The following is a 14,374-nucleotide window of genomic DNA, read 5'->3' on the forward strand; positions in this document are numbered from 1 at the left end:
CTTTTCAGAAATTAATTGATCATTCGATGCAATAATTATTTAAAGTTTCGGCCTTTATGGAAACTGTCCTCCGGCTGCTGCCAGGTTTTTAACGGCTTGTCCATCGGGACAAACGGTGAGGCCTTCTCATCGGCCCGGGATAGTGTAAGTACCGGTTGCTTTTCGTTCCGGATAGCCGTCAGGTTCCCTAAAAGTTTGGTGATGTCGAATATCCGTCTGACGATCACATGGGTAACATCTGTGCGTTCGACAACGCCTTCTACCATGAGTAAACGGGCATGCAGGATGTCTTTACGGTATTTATCGAAAAGCTTCGGGAACACAACCAAATTAGTAGTGCCGGTCTCATCTTCCAGGGTAATAAAGCAAACACCTTTGGCTGTTCCGGGCCGCTGACGGATTAGGATCAGGCCGGCGGTTTTGATGACCGTTTTGTTTTCCGTTTGATTAGTATCCTTCGCGGTTCTGATATGCAACAGCTCCAAAGTGTGTCGGATAAAACTGAGTGGGTGCCCCTTGATAGAAAGCCCGGTCGTGGCATAATCCTGTACCACATGTTCGGACAAGCGCAGCGTCGGGAGGACAACCTCCGGTTCATAATCACTTGGTGAGGGCTGGCCTTGCATGAGCTGCACCGGGCGGTCATGCAGGGTGGAGACTTCCCAGAGCGCCTGGCGCCGGTCCATGTCCATGGAACGGAAGGCATCGGCATTGGCGAGCTTTTCCATCGTGGCAACGCTCACTCCGGCATCGCAGATCTGGTGCGGTGCAGTGTAAGGTTTAAGCCGACCTGTTACCAATTTAGCGATTTCATCTTCTCTGATGCCACTGATTTCCCGAAAGCCTATACGGATCGCAAAGTACTGCCCCTGCTTAGCCTCCAGCGTATAATCCCATTGTGAGCGATTCACATCAACAGGCAACATTTTGACGCCGTGTTCCCGGGCGTTACCGACGATCTGAGCGGGCTGATAAAAGCCTATGGGCTGGCTGTTGAGTAACGCCGTGGCAAACACTTCGGGATAATAAAACTTCAACCAGCAGGAAACATAAACCAGCAGGGCAAAACTGGCTGCATGACTTTCCGGGAATCCGTAACTGCCAAAACCTTCCAGCTGTTTAAAAATACGGCGGGCGTATTCCTCACTGTAGCCGCGGGAGGTCATCCCGTTGATCAGTTTTTGCTCGAACTTGCTGACCATTCCGTTAAACTTAAAAGTGGCCATTGTTCTTCGCAGCAGATCGGCTTCGCCCGGCGTAAAGCCGGCAGCGACAATAGCCAATTCCATCGCCTGTTCCTGAAAAAGCGGTACGCCCAAGGTTCGCTCCAGGATAGACCGTATTTCCTCGGAGGGATAATCGACGTCTTCCTCGCCGTTCCGCCGCCTGATGTATGGGTGTACCATATCGCCTTGGATAGGACCTGGCCGTACAATAGCCACTTCGATAACCAGGTCATAAAAGCAGGTGGGTTTCATGCGCGGCAGCATGGACATCTGCGCCCGGCTCTCGATCTGGAATACGCCGAGCGTATCCGCTGCGGTAATCATTTCATAAACTTTGGGGTCGTCCTCAGGGATGTTAGCCAGGGTAAGGGTTTTTCCATAATGGCTTTGCACCAGATCAAAAGCTTTGCGGATACAGGTCAGCATCCCTAAAGCCAGGATATCCACCTTCATAAAACCCAACGCGTCGATGTCATCCTTGTTCCATTCAATATTGGTCCGGTTTTCCATCCGGGCGTGGAAGATCGGGCACAGGTCGCTAAGCTTACCGTCCGTAATGACAAAGCCGCCCGTATGCTGCCCGAGCTGCCGGGGAAAGCCGATCAGCTGGGAAGTGAGTTCTATCACCTTGAGCAAATGCGGATCTTGGTGATTCAGTCCTAACGCATCCAGTTGCTCCGCTGTAATTTCCTCATCGGTAAGATTGCCGTAAGCGTCCGACAATTGTTTGACCACATCGGCGGAGAGCCCCATGGCACGGCCGACGTCGTTGACCGCTCCTTTGTAATGGAGCATGAATACGGTGGGCAGGATCGCCGCCCGGTCGCGTCCAAAGCGGTTATAAACATACTGGATCACCTCTTCCCGCCGCTCGTGCTCAAAGTCCACATCAATATCTGGCGGCTCATTACGTTCTTTCGATAGGAAACGGGCAAAGAGTAAGTTGGACTTATCAGGAGGTACTGAGGTGATGCCGAGCACGAAGCATACTGCGGAATTTGCTGCCGAGCCACGTCCCTGGCAAAGGATCCCTTGTTTACGTGCCCAGGTGACGTAATCCTCTACCGTCAAAAAATAATCGGGTACGTCCAGCTCCGCAATGATCTCCAGTTCGTCTTCAATCGCTTCTTTGACTTTTAGGGGTATATTATCGCCGTAGAAGCTATTCGCACCTTTCCATGTCAGGTATTCCAACTGCTGCATCGGCGTACGCCCCTCGGTGGTCAACTCACTGGGATATTTATATTTCAGCGATTTAAGATCGAACTTGCAGGCATCGGCAATGATCCTTGTATTACTGATTGCTTCCGGGTAATTGCGGAACAACCGCTCCATCTCGACCTTTTCTTTCAGGTGCCGTTCTGCGTTCTGATGAAGCTTATAGCCCGCATTGAAAATGGTGCATTTTTCCCGGATGCAGGTCAGGATATCCTGAAGTTCGCGCCGTGACACGTGATGATAATGTACGTCATTGGTGGGCACTAATGGAACCCCCAATTCACTTAACAGGAACAGGCGTACAGACACCGAAAATTCAGTGATTACCTTCCATGGCATTCCTTTTTCCGAAATTACAGACACGATTCGGGAGCGGGTGCAAGAGGCCCGTCATGGCAATAATATCTACGAAATAAATTGAAAACAAGCGGGAGTTGCTAATTAAATTAGTATCTTTAAATAACCGAAAATATCATGAAAGCAATTGTTCGCAACGTCATATCAGCCTGTTTCATATCCACTTTTGCCTTGTTTGGCGTTCTGGGAAAGAAGCAGGCCAAAATACAGGCACCAACACATCATCAAACGGCTAAGCCATTGATAGCAGAAGTACAAAAAGAAAACTTGACCTGTCTTGGCGTGGCCCTGCTAACCTGGACGCTGTGTATCTGGCGGTGTGCCGTGCTTTATAAACGCATGAGTGATGAACGCGAATACCAGCGGCGTTTTAATGATTACATGCGTGCGTCTGCTTTTAACCGTCATTTTTATTGACGGCAATTAAAAAATTTATAAGTTTACAACCTTATGCGGGCCTCAGCCCGCAATTGTGATAAGGTTTAGGTTGGAAGGTCCCGGCGGCGAGCGTACGGGACCTTCCTTTTTTGCTCAATTTTTTCTTTCGCTTGCGCTATTAAGGGCGAAATTTTTGAAATCAAATGAGACCCGTATTGCGGTTGCACTATGGGCATTGAACTATTTTATTCAATGGCCACCAATGGAGAATAAAGTAAAACGATCCTTAATAAACGATAAGGAACCAAACGACCGTTCGAAAGAAATAATACCTCCTACTTTTAGAAAAGTAAAGATCACCAAGGATTCCGTTAAAAGCTATCGGGTCACTGTACACTACTTAATTGTTACCGAGGAGGAAGCTCACATAAAGAAGGCTATTATCGAGAGCATCATGAAAAAAAACCATTCGAAATAAAAGTAACTATAGTTGTTAACCATTTGACAAACAGACGATTATTTAAACCAAAGTTTGATTTAGTAGTTTGTAATTTTTATATTTAGGCAAAGATCACCAGATTATGGAAGATAAAAAGCGCGTTGGTATTTGGATAAGGGTTTCCACGGACATGCAGGTTAAGGACGATAGTCCGGAACATCACGAGCGGAGGGCACGGTATTATGTAGAATCCAGGGACTGGCAGGTTGAGGAAGTTTATCGGCTTGAGGCTGTATCAGGGAAAACCGTCATGAATCACCCGGAAGCGCAGCGGATGCTTCAAGACTTAAGGAGTGGGCGAATAACGGGTCTGGTATTTTCCAAGCTTGCCCGCCTTGCCCGTAGCACTAAAGAACTCCTTGAATTTGCGGAAATCTTTAGACGAGAGGGAGCTGATTTGGTTTCCCTGGCTGAACAGATTGACACCAGTACGCCGGCTGGCCGGTTATTCTTTACCATAGTCGCCGCAATGGCTGAATGGGAACGGGAAGAAATATCCAGTCGTGTAGCAGCTTCAGTACCCATACGGGCTAAAATGGGTAAACCATTAGGTGGACAGGCTAGTTTTGGCTATAAGTGGCACGACAAAAACATAGTGATTGACGAGAAAGAGGCTCCGGTACGTAAGCTGATGTATGAAATATTTCTGGATTGCCAACGGAAGAAAACGACGGCTGAAAGACTAAATGACTTAGGTCATCGAACACGGAACGGCTCACGTTTTTCAGACACTACAGTCGACAGGTTATTAAGGGATACGACTGCTAAAGGTCAACGACTTGCTAATCATACCAAAAGCGTTGGCGAGGGTAAGCAATGGATTACCAAACCACAACAGGAATGGGTTATAGTTCCATGCGCGGCCATTATTTCGGTAGAGCTATGGGAAAAGTGTAATGCCATCTTAGAAGAACAACTATCAAAGCGTGCCAGAAAGGGTAGAATATCAGAATATCTTTTAGCCGGATATGTGAAATGCACATGCGGAACATCGATGTATGTATTTAGTACGGCCAAGAAATTCACATGCAAAAACTGCAAGAACAATGTGAAGGTAGCCGATATGGATGAGATTTATCAGCAAGTTCTCAAAGGCTATTTGAACGATATTGAACCCAAAATGTATGTCGAAGAACTTGAAAAGGCTATCGCGGAAAAAGAATACTTACTGACCACCTCAACGAAGAAGCGTGCTCAACTCCGTAAAAAAATGGATGATCTGGTTCCCCTAAGGGTTAGCGGCGACCTTGATAAGGAGCATTTTGCTGCGATTTATCAGCCAATTGTTGCACAGGTTCATCAGCTTGATAAATCGATTCCTGAACTCCAGGCACAGATCGACTTCGAACGTATACAGCTTAATTCTACTGACCATGTATTGAAAGAAGCCAAAGGCCTGTATGAATCATGGACCAAAATGCTTTTTCCTGAGAAACGCGCTATTATTGAGACCATTACAGAATATATTACCGTCGGTCAGGACACAATTGATGTCGGAATTCTACACCTTTCTCCGTCCTCAAAACTAACAAGTCAACATCAATTCATGGGTTCATGGAAGCTACCAACATAAAGCTGGAAGGAAAATCAACCGTCAAACGGGCGCGTGATATGGTTACCCGGCGTTCTTCCAACGGCTGACGCATTACCTCCAGCACGCTGCGTTTAAATTCAGGTAACTCATCCAGAAATAACACGCCATTATGGGCTAGTGATATTTCGCCGGGTTGCGGATTACCTCCCCCACCTACCAAAGCCACATCGCTGATGGTATGATGCGGAGCACGGAACGGACGGGTAGTTACTAATGCATCGGCAGCAGCCAGCTTTCCGGCTACCGAGTGTATTTTAGTAGTTTCGAGCGATTCATGGATGCTCAACGGCGGCATAATGGAAGGCATACGTTTAGCTAACATGGTTTTACCAGCTCCTGGCGGACCAATCAATATTACATTATGACCACCAGCGGCAGCAATTTCCAGTGCACGTTTAATATTCTCTTGCCCTTTTACCTCACTGAAATCACTGGCGTAATTACTCAAGCTGTTATAAAACTCCTCGCGGGTATTTACAACAGTACGTTCGAGCTGTTGATCGCCATTAAAGAAATCAACTATTTCACGAATGCTTTCTACGCCATACACTTCCAAATCATTTACAATGGCAGCTTCACGGGCATTTTGCTTAGGGAGGATAAAACCTTTGAACCCTTCTTTACGGGCCTGTATAGCAATGGGTAAAGCACCTTTAATAGGCTGCAAACCACCATCCAATGATAGCTCGCCCATAATGATGTATTTATCCAAATTTTCAGCTTCTATCTGGCTTGATGCTGCCAGAATGCCGGTAGCAATGGTTAGGTCATAAGCTGAGCCTTCTTTACGAATATCGGCTGGAGCCATGTTAACTACTACCTGCTGCCGGGGCATTCGGTAATTACAGTTTTTTAGGGCTGATTCTATACGGAAATAGCTTTCTTTAATGGCTACATCAGGTAAGCCTACAATAAAATATTTAGTACCAGCAGCAATATTTACTTCTACCGTAATGGTGGTAGCCTCAATGCCATAAACTGCGCTGCCAAAGGTTTTTACTAACAAGGTGATAAAAGTTGTTTAGTTGAAGGTTGAAAGATAAAGTTTCCAAAATGACCGAACACAAGGTTATTACACTGTAATAGCCTTGTAGCATTATACGTAAAATGCTTTATTTAGGTTAGCGGAGTTGCTCGGTGTTTAGTATGACTAACAAGCGAGTTTTAACTGTAAGGATACAGACAGTAGCAAGCAAGTATTAAGAACTCTTTTATTAATTCAGAGCACAGCACCTTTCGCCGTTGTTGTGTCCTCACAGACAACATAATGTACTTAGTGTAAAGGTTACTCTTCTTTTATTATTAATTAGATTGCCTGTGAGTACATAGGCAATGGCAAGGGTATAGACACGACGACGAGGAATTAAAATAATGAGTTGTTACATTTCCTTTATTTCTACTTCGCCTAGTAAATTAACATACGGATCTGCTACAACTTTGTAAGCTTTTTTATCTAGCGGTAACAGGATGGTGGTTTCCCGGTCTTTAACATCTACTTGCTGGAACTGGCCATCTACTAGATAATCTAACGGGAAGCTGAATAAATTTTTTTGCTGCTGTGTAATTTTAATTTGCAGCTGTTTTTTGGCTTCATCGTAATGCCAGTTAAACGCCAGTTGCGGGTGACCAGGCTGAGTTAACCACTGTTTGAATATGGGGGTTAAATCGCGTCTGCTTTCGGTTTCCATAATCTGCCACAAATCATTGCTGGTAGCATTACCGTTTTTGTAGCGTACGTAATAGCGGCGCAAACCTGACCAGAAATGCTGATCGCCCATTTGGCGGCGCATCATGTGTATGATCCAGCTGCCTTTTTCATAGCTGTTGGCGTTCAGTAACTGGGTATAATTGCGAGTCACCGTTGTATCAATTACGGGTGTAAAACGACGCTTTTCAAAAGCAAAGATTTTATTGCGTTCTTGTATCAAACGTTTGTTCAGGGTATCTGCACCATATTTACTTTCCAGGTAGCAATCGGTTAGGTACGTGGCAAAACCTTCGCTAAGCCATAGGTGCGGCCAGGTTTTTTCGGTAACCGCATCACCGAACCACTGGTGGGCAATTTCATGCGCCAGTAAACTTTCAACGTCGCGGTCGCCTACCGAATTTTCAAAATAGAAAATGGCACTGGCATTCTCCATACCACCAAATATGGTTTTGGATTGTACGTTAGCTAATTTCTCGTAAGCATAAGGGCCAATATGTTGTATGTAAAAAGGCAATATCTCTTTAGCCATGGCATAATCCTGAAAACCAGTTTTGGCTTCTTCCGGAAACACATATGAGTACACCGGAATACCATTAACAGTGCCCGACTGGTTAATAGCAAAATTAGCTACACCAATTACCATTACGTAAGGGGGTACAGGTACTTTCTCGTTCCAATGAGTAAGTTTTAACTGGTGTGGCAGTAAGGTTTCCTTAACCTTCAATCCGTTGGCTACTACCTGGTAATGGTTAGGTGCCGTAACAAAGAACTCTACAGTAGCTTTATCGCTTGGATAATCAGCGCATGGCAACCAGTTATGGGTGCGGTTGGGCCAGTTATCGCCAAAAAAGGTACGGTGATGGTATTTGTTGGTCGAGATAATTAGGCCATCAGCGGGTATACCCTCGTAAGTTATGGTATAAGTATGTGTGGTTTGGCGCTTTACGGAAGTGTAAAGCAAAAGCTGATCACTATCCTGCATAAACTTGATCGTTTTGCCATTTTCTTTTACGCCGCTTACCAGCATCCCTTTGCCGGTACTGTTTTTTTTGACCAGATCCAGAGCAATTGATGCTTTGTCATTCAGCGTTTTTAAAGTAATAGTTGCCTGACCTTTAATGCTGTTATTAGCATCATTAAGCTGCAAGGCATAGCGATAATGTAATACATCAAAAAACGAGTTTAATGATTGAGCCTGAGCTTGCGAAAAACAGATCAGCGTAACAAGAAAACAGTAAAAGCGAGCAGCACGCATTAGATAAAAATAAAAGCCGACTTACTACATGTAAGACGGCTTCAAAATATCAACTTTAATGCATACCCGCAAGTATGTTTGCTTAAAGCTTGAGTGTAAGGAATAGGTTTAAAAGTTTTATGAATTTATCGGCCTTTGGTTGTGACTTCAACCACGCCGTTTTTACCTGATTCACCGTATTTAGCAGCAGCTTCTTTACCACTTAATACCTTCATGCTGGCCATACGTGAGGTAGGTATTTTATTGAAATCGTTTACGCTGGTTTTTACGCCGTTTACCAGGTATAATGATTTAGTTACTGTTGGTTGTTGCGCCTGCCCATATGCTGGCTTATTGCCATCCAACGTAAACATAATGGGCACTGTGTATTGTACACGTACTTTTTTATGATTTTGCATACCAGGTATCCAATGCGGAGATGAGGCTAGTGCCCTGGTAGCTTCTGTATTTAGACTGGCACTCGGACCTTTTAAGGCTTTGATATTGGATAACGAACCATCTTTTTCAACCACGAAAGTAGCAATTACTCGCCCTTGAATGTTCTTGTTGCGATCGGCAGCGGGGTAATGTATAGTTTGGGCTAAATACGTGTAAAATTTATCCATCCCTCCCGGAAACACTGGAGACTGCTGAACGGCGATGTAAATTTTATCATTATTACCTGATTGTGCATGGCTTAAAAGAGGCAGCAGAATCAAGGTAATAACTCCTAGTATTCTTCTGTAAGAAAAGGTAGCAACGGGCTTTAAAGTTAATGTTTTCATATCTGTAAGCTTTGATGAACTAAAGATTTAGTAAATATAAAACTAAACAGTTAGTTAATGCAAGTGTTCTTTCAAAAAAACATGAAGTTGCAGCCCATATTTGCAAATATCAAGCTGAAGCCAAAAGCTTATCAACAAGCATAGGTACCCCGATAGTGGCCGGCTCTTCAATTTTTTGAAACCTGTGGCTATTGCGTACGTCAGGTATATGGCGGTCAACAATGTAGCGCTTGGCGGTACGGGGTACAAAATCACCTAAGCCAGCAGCAGGATACACGGCTAGTGAGGTACCAATAATAACAAAAACATCAGCCGTGGCGCAAATAGCAGCAGCGGTTTCAATCATGGGAACAGCTTCACCAAACCAAACCACATGCGGGCGCAACGGCGATCCTAATTCACATACTGCATTCATGGGTATTTCCCACCCTTCCAGCGGGTAGGTAAGCTCAGGGTTAAGACTGGATTGTGATCGGGTAATAATACCATGCAGATGCACCACATGGCTGGAACATGCGCGCTCGTGTAAATCATCAATATTCTGGGTGATGATGGTTACCTCATACTTTTCTTCTAACTGTACCAGCGCCAGGTGAGCCGCGTTTGGTTTTGCTTCCAGTACCGATTTGCGGCGCTGATTATAAAAGTCCTGCACCAAAGCCGGGTTACGCTGCCAGGCTTGAGGCGTAGCTACTTCTTCAATATCATAACCTTCCCATAAGCCGTCGCTGTCGCGAAAGGTTTTCAAGCCACTTTCGGCACTAATGCCTGCACCAGTGAGGATGACAATTTTTTGCATAGGGATGATGTTTTTACAAAGGTATTTAGTTCAGGTGTAATAAAGTAGATGAGTCTGAATCACCATTAATTTCACCTGTTACAAGTGTTACATGTTACAGGGTGTAACACCCTGTAACACTGACAAACCATTGGCAGTGGTGGCATTGTTTTGTCAGTAAGTATTTTGCAATAGTATAGTTGGATTAGAAGATAAAATAGATAAATTATCAAATATCTTAATATGGAGGCATAAGAAAATAGGTTGGTTTTTGAGGATCGATAAGAATTGTTATCGAACTTCCTACTTTGGGCAGAGAACTGCTTTTAGAAAAGCCTTTGTTTTTTGAAACAGTATAGGTTTTGTTAGCATAGCTATAAAGTAACTCTATGCGCCATACCGGTTCTTTAATACTACCACTACCCATATTATAACCTGTCTTTTCTAAATATTTAATTTCGGCAACAACTTTAACACCATGTTTTTTCAAAAACCTACGCTTAAGTAGAGGCGCTATCGAAATGAAATAGATAAATGAAAATATGATCGCTGCTAAAGCTCCAACAATTAAATGATCTACTAGCATAAAAATATTACTGGTTAGATGTTAAAGCTCCCTATAATTTTTAGCTCTAGCCTTAGTGTAGTAGCTAATACCATTTTGATGTGCTTATACTTGCATATACTAGATCTATGAATTCATCAATCACAGTAGAACTTGAGTTAAAAAGACTTTTAAGCTCAAACTTGCACTCGTTTTAACGAGCGCAAGTTGAGATAACAATTTTTTACTGCGCTGTCCAGGTATTATTCTTTTCGTCGGCATCCATGAATATGCCGCCATCCAGTGTAATGGCTTTTACCTGTTTTTCAGTTTTGACTCTTAACGTTATTTGTTGCTGGTTCTTTTCCCAAACTATTGGGGTCTGGTGGATCGTGTCGGCAGTACCATCAGCATAAGTTACATTCACATCAAACGGAATGGCAAAGCCGCCAATATTTTTGATGGATAAGGTGGCATTGTTACCCTTTTGTACTACTTTTTCTAATCCTAAATCAATATAAGATGGGGTAAAGAACCAGTTGTAGAAAAACCAATTCAGGTTTTTACCCGATCCACTGCTCATCGAATTAAAGTAATCCCACGGAATAGGGTGTTTGCCGTTCCAGTTGTCCATGTAGGTGTGCAGCGCTTTTTTAAATAACTCATCGCCCAGCATATCTTTTAATGCCAAGTAGCTTAATGAAGGCTTACCATAAGCATTGTCGCCCGAACCATAAGTAACGTCGGGAGATGGCGTAATAACTGGATTTTCCTGGGTATGCGGCTGATGTATCCAGCGGGTTACCCGAAACTGCTTGTAAAACTCATCAGCTGCTTTTTTACCTTTTTCGGTAATACCAATCAAGTATTCAAAAGTAGTAGCCCAGCCTTCGTCCATAAAGGCGTAACGACTTTCGTTAATGCCCATATAAAACGGAAAATAAGTATGTGCCTGTTCATGATCTTGCACCAGCTCGGCAAAGCCCAGGTCGGTTTCATGGCTGTCATTAATCATCATCGGGTACTCCATATCAGCAAAGCCCTGAAAAGCAGTTGATTTTTCAAAAGGGTACGGCACACCCGGCCAGTTATGCGAAAACCAACCTAACGAGTATCGACCAAATTGTACGGAATGATGAAAATCTTCCGACGCGTCAGGAAAGGCCGCCTGCATACTGGCCCTGCGGTTGGTTTTATCATCAACCAACACGCTGGCCGCATCCCAATCATAATGGTCGCTCACGCCTACCGTCATGTCGCTGATGTGATGCGCAGTCCACACCCAGGTATTGGTTTCATTTTGTGCCGTAATGTTTTTATGGGTTAAATCTTGCGCCGTAGCAATGTGGATGGTAGAATCGCTGGTGAAGGAAGCTTGCAGCTTTTGTACCGCTTCGGGCTGTAAAACCTGTGACGGGTTTTGCAGCGTACCCGTAGCCCAAACAATATAGTTTTTAGGTACGGTTACTTTTAAATTGTAATCATTAAAATCATTGTAAAACTCTAGTCCGCCGGTGTGTGGCTGGGTATCCCAACCTTTGTAATCATCATATACGGATACTCGCGGGTAAAAATAAGCCAGGTAAAAAGTAGTGGAATCAATAACTCCATCACGGCCCTCAGTTCGGGATAAGGCATAATGCCAGGTAATATCCAGCTTTACCGAATCACGCGGTTGCAGCGGTTTACTCAGGTTAACTTTATAATTGGTTGTAGTTGCGGCATTGTTATCCCAGGTGGCTTTGGTACCGTTAACCTGAAAATCATCTACCTGAATGCCTGATTCCGGATTGCTATTTCGGCCAGCCCGATGAACGTTGACAATCAGTTTCATGTTCAGGCTGCGTAAAGCATCCGGACTGTTATTGAAGTAAGTAATATGTTCTACTCCATCAATGCGGTTGTTGGGCGGCGTCATGCTAACTGCAATATCATACCGACCTGTATTTTGCCAGTAGTTTTTACCTGGCTGACCGTTCATGGAACGGGTACCTTTCTGATAAGCCGCCGCTACTTCGGGCGGCATACTTAAAGTTTGTGCATGAGCCTGTAGCATAACAGCACTCAAAAAAGCAGAGACGAACAAATGTTTTAACATCGAGGGAACAATTAAATAAAGCTAATATAGGTAAGAAGAGCGGGAAATGGGGAATTACGCTGATGAATGTATTTTGATGTGAAGTTTATGCTGGTGGCGCAGGGTCTTCTAACGAGCGGCCCTGCGAAAATAGAATGGCTATGTTGTATTATTTTGATGTGAGGGTTCGTGCTAGTAATGCAGGGTCCTCTATCGAGAGACCCTGCTGGTACGGAGATGACGTTTAAGTGGTAACGCTAGTAATCTTATATTATAATTCATAATAAACAAAACTATTATTGTCTCCGCAGGGTCTCTCGATAGAGGACCCTGCATTACTCAGCACGAGTTCAAAAAATAATATTGTAAGTATTACCCTGTTCTTATCAAGGTATAAGTCAGGATTTTAATCCCAAAAAACAAGCAGTTATATTTGGGTGATCAATTAACATTTTAGTATAATTGTGTTTCTTACTAACCAAACGTGAATCACTTATTACAAAACTCTATTTTTCAGGGCGTTATATCCGGATTAATCTCCTCATCAATTTTTTTATTAATTTTATATTCATTAAAGCCTAGAATTGTTCTATCCGATAAAATATCTTGTCATTATGTTAATTGGATGGGTAAAGATCGGCGTATGTATAATTTTAAAGTAATCAATAAATCGCCCTTTTTTAAACTTTATGATGTTAAAGTTACTGCATATATATGCAGACAATTACCTAATACTAATGGAAATGATATCCATAGAACGGTTATTAAGTTTTTAGGTTCAGAAACGCGAACTTTAGCAAAATTCAATAGGAAACATTATTTACAAAATATTTTACAGGGAGACAAATCTTTAACAACACGCACAGATTACGCTGCACAGTTCTCAACTGAAGAAAACATAAAGAATGCTTTTCAAAACGATAAATTCATTATATGCGAAGTAATGGCAAAACATTCTCTAACTGGATTTGCAAAAGTCGTTCAGGTTATATACCTTCATTCAACTAAAGTAGTTGACGGAAGATTTTATACTGGTAATAGTTGTAAAATAATTGAAACTTCTCCAGAGAACAAAACTATTATTCCCTAACATACGTTAAATAATCAAATCAAGTTACAAGGCTATGGACATCATTGTAATTGAGAAGTAACACTTCTTATTAACAGACTAAATTTATCGGTCGAACCTATAGGTTCGACCGTTTTTTATATTCTGTCTCTGCAGGGTCTCTCGATAGAGGACCCTGCGTTGTACGCTCAACACCTTTCAAGTAATCCAAGTATCTGCCCAGCCTAGTTCCCGATAATCTGTAATCATAAGCTGCTCATGCGGTTTTCCATCCATATACCAAGCGGCACTGCTATGCGGATAGTTGGTGTATGATGTACATAAGTTCCATTTACCACTTACTGGATTATGATGAATGTAATCCAGCTTTTGCTGTAAAAAGGCATAGGTATAAATGGGTTTGGCATCAAATGATGGTTCAAAAGCTTTGTTTAACTGACTTTTAGCTTTTTCTTTAACTGTACAACTTTGGGCGAGTTGAGCAAGTATTTCGAGATGTTGGTTGCTTTGTAGCCGTTTAATCAGTTCATAAGCCATGAAGCGTTTACCATTTGCTATCATCGTGTTAAGGTTTACTTGATTATCATCAAAGTACAAGAGTAAGTGTACATGATTAGGCATAATCACAAACCCACAAGTATGATCCTGATGTTTTTCTCGAATCAACTTTAGCCAGTTATATATTAAATCATATGATTTAGTTATAGAAAATAAGGGCAGCCAATTGTAGCAGGTAAAAGTGATAAACTAAGTAGCTTCGGTTAAGGTGTGGCGGGTTCGAGTAGCCATGTGTTAGAAATGAAGTTTGAATGCTAATAGCATAGGCGGTACTGACAACGCAGGGGCTTCTATCGAGAGACCCTGCGGAGACTACAAAAGTATTTTGGTTGATTATACTGCAACGATG

General features: G+C 43.0%; 11 protein-coding genes and 1 pseudogene. 4 read left to right on the top strand and 8 right to left on the bottom strand.

Translation table 11 applies throughout. The features are described from left to right. Positions 1–35: 35 nt before the first annotated feature. Complete coding sequence (locus tag HH214_RS10565) at positions 36–2,807, bottom strand: error-prone DNA polymerase (protein WP_248282259.1); 2,772 nt, start codon at positions 2,805–2,807, stop codon at positions 36–38. Positions 2,808–2,918: 111 nt separating this feature from the next. Between HH214_RS10565 and HH214_RS10570 the strand changes: the two genes are divergently transcribed. From HH214_RS10570 to HH214_RS10580, 3 genes are all read left to right on the top strand, one after another. Beyond that, the gene (locus HH214_RS10570; RefSeq protein WP_169607495.1) at positions 2,919–3,218 is read left to right on the top strand and encodes a hypothetical protein; all 300 of its coding nucleotides are present in this window, start codon (positions 2,919–2,921) and stop codon (positions 3,216–3,218) included. A gap of 70 nt (positions 3,219–3,288) precedes the next feature. After that, positions 3,289–3,657 carry a hypothetical protein gene (locus tag HH214_RS10575; RefSeq protein WP_169607497.1) on the top strand — a complete coding sequence of 123 codons (369 nt, stop codon included), beginning with the start codon at positions 3,289–3,291 and terminating at the stop codon, positions 3,655–3,657. A gap of 103 nt (positions 3,658–3,760) precedes the next feature. Beyond that, the gene (locus HH214_RS10580; protein WP_169607499.1) at positions 3,761–5,251 is read left to right on the top strand and encodes a recombinase family protein; all 1,491 of its coding nucleotides are present in this window, start codon (positions 3,761–3,763) and stop codon (positions 5,249–5,251) included. Here HH214_RS10580 and HH214_RS10585 read toward each other — a convergent pair. The 6 genes and pseudogenes from HH214_RS10585 to HH214_RS10610 form a co-directional block, all read right to left on the bottom strand. Beyond that, positions 5,226–6,278: pseudogene (locus tag HH214_RS10585) on the bottom strand (YifB family Mg chelatase-like AAA ATPase); the annotation flags it as partial. The gene HH214_RS10580 and the pseudogene HH214_RS10585 sit on opposite strands and share 26 nt — an antisense overlap. 373 nt (positions 6,279–6,651) lie before the next feature. Then, on the bottom strand, positions 6,652–8,235 hold the full coding sequence (locus tag HH214_RS10590; RefSeq protein ID WP_169607501.1) for a M1 family metallopeptidase: 1,584 nt from the start codon (positions 8,233–8,235) through the stop codon (positions 6,652–6,654). A 125-nt stretch (positions 8,236–8,360) separates the two neighbouring features. Next, a complete protein-coding gene (locus HH214_RS10595) occupies positions 8,361–8,999 on the bottom strand; it encodes an energy transducer TonB (RefSeq protein ID WP_169607503.1) in 639 nt (212 codons plus the stop codon). Between the two features lie 109 nt (positions 9,000–9,108). After that, entirely contained in the window at positions 9,109–9,798 is a 690-nt protein-coding gene (locus HH214_RS10600; RefSeq protein ID WP_169607505.1) for an SIR2 family NAD-dependent protein deacylase, read from the bottom strand. A 217-nt stretch (positions 9,799–10,015) separates the two neighbouring features. Next, positions 10,016–10,363, bottom strand: coding sequence for a hypothetical protein (locus HH214_RS10605; protein WP_169607507.1), 348 nt, complete (start codon positions 10,361–10,363; stop codon positions 10,016–10,018). 202 nt (positions 10,364–10,565) lie between these two features. Then, positions 10,566–12,377: a M1 family metallopeptidase gene (locus HH214_RS10610; RefSeq protein ID WP_248282260.1), complete on the bottom strand. Its 1,812-nt coding sequence runs from the start codon at positions 12,375–12,377 to the stop codon at positions 10,566–10,568. 505 nt (positions 12,378–12,882) lie between these two features. Here HH214_RS10610 and HH214_RS10615 point away from each other — a divergent pair. Then, entirely contained in the window at positions 12,883–13,488 is a 606-nt protein-coding gene (locus HH214_RS10615) for a hypothetical protein (RefSeq protein WP_169607511.1), read from the top strand. Positions 13,489–13,665: 177 nt separating this feature from the next. On the opposite strand, the gene HH214_RS10620 is transcribed toward HH214_RS10615, so the two are convergent. After that, positions 13,666–14,133: a hypothetical protein gene (locus HH214_RS10620; protein ID WP_211166356.1), complete on the bottom strand. Its 468-nt coding sequence runs from the start codon at positions 14,131–14,133 to the stop codon at positions 13,666–13,668. Positions 14,134–14,374 lie beyond the last annotated feature (241 nt).

The organism is Mucilaginibacter robiniae (assembly GCF_012849215.1).
Taxonomy (GTDB): Bacteria; Bacteroidota; Bacteroidia; order Sphingobacteriales; family Sphingobacteriaceae; genus Mucilaginibacter; species Mucilaginibacter robiniae.

Excerpts from the sequence above, each read along its gene's own strand:
- HH214_RS10570 (WP_169607495.1), top strand. The coding sequence starts at position 2,919 with ATGAAAGCAATTGTTCGCAACGTCATATCAGCCTGTTTCATATCCACT.
- HH214_RS10580 (WP_169607499.1), top strand. The coding sequence starts at position 3,761 with ATGGAAGATAAAAAGCGCGTTGGTATTTGGATAAGGGTTTCCACGGAC.
- HH214_RS10590 (WP_169607501.1), bottom strand. The coding sequence starts at position 8,235 with ATGCGTGCTGCTCGCTTTTACTGTTTTCTTGTTACGCTGATCTGTTTT.
- HH214_RS10595 (WP_169607503.1), bottom strand. The coding sequence starts at position 8,999 with ATGAAAACATTAACTTTAAAGCCCGTTGCTACCTTTTCTTACAGAAGA.
- HH214_RS10600 (WP_169607505.1), bottom strand. The coding sequence starts at position 9,798 with ATGCAAAAAATTGTCATCCTCACTGGTGCAGGCATTAGTGCCGAAAGT.
- HH214_RS10605 (WP_169607507.1), bottom strand. The coding sequence starts at position 10,363 with ATGCTAGTAGATCATTTAATTGTTGGAGCTTTAGCAGCGATCATATTT.
- HH214_RS10610 (WP_248282260.1), bottom strand. The coding sequence starts at position 12,377 with ATGCTACAGGCTCATGCACAAACTTTAAGTATGCCGCCCGAAGTAGCG.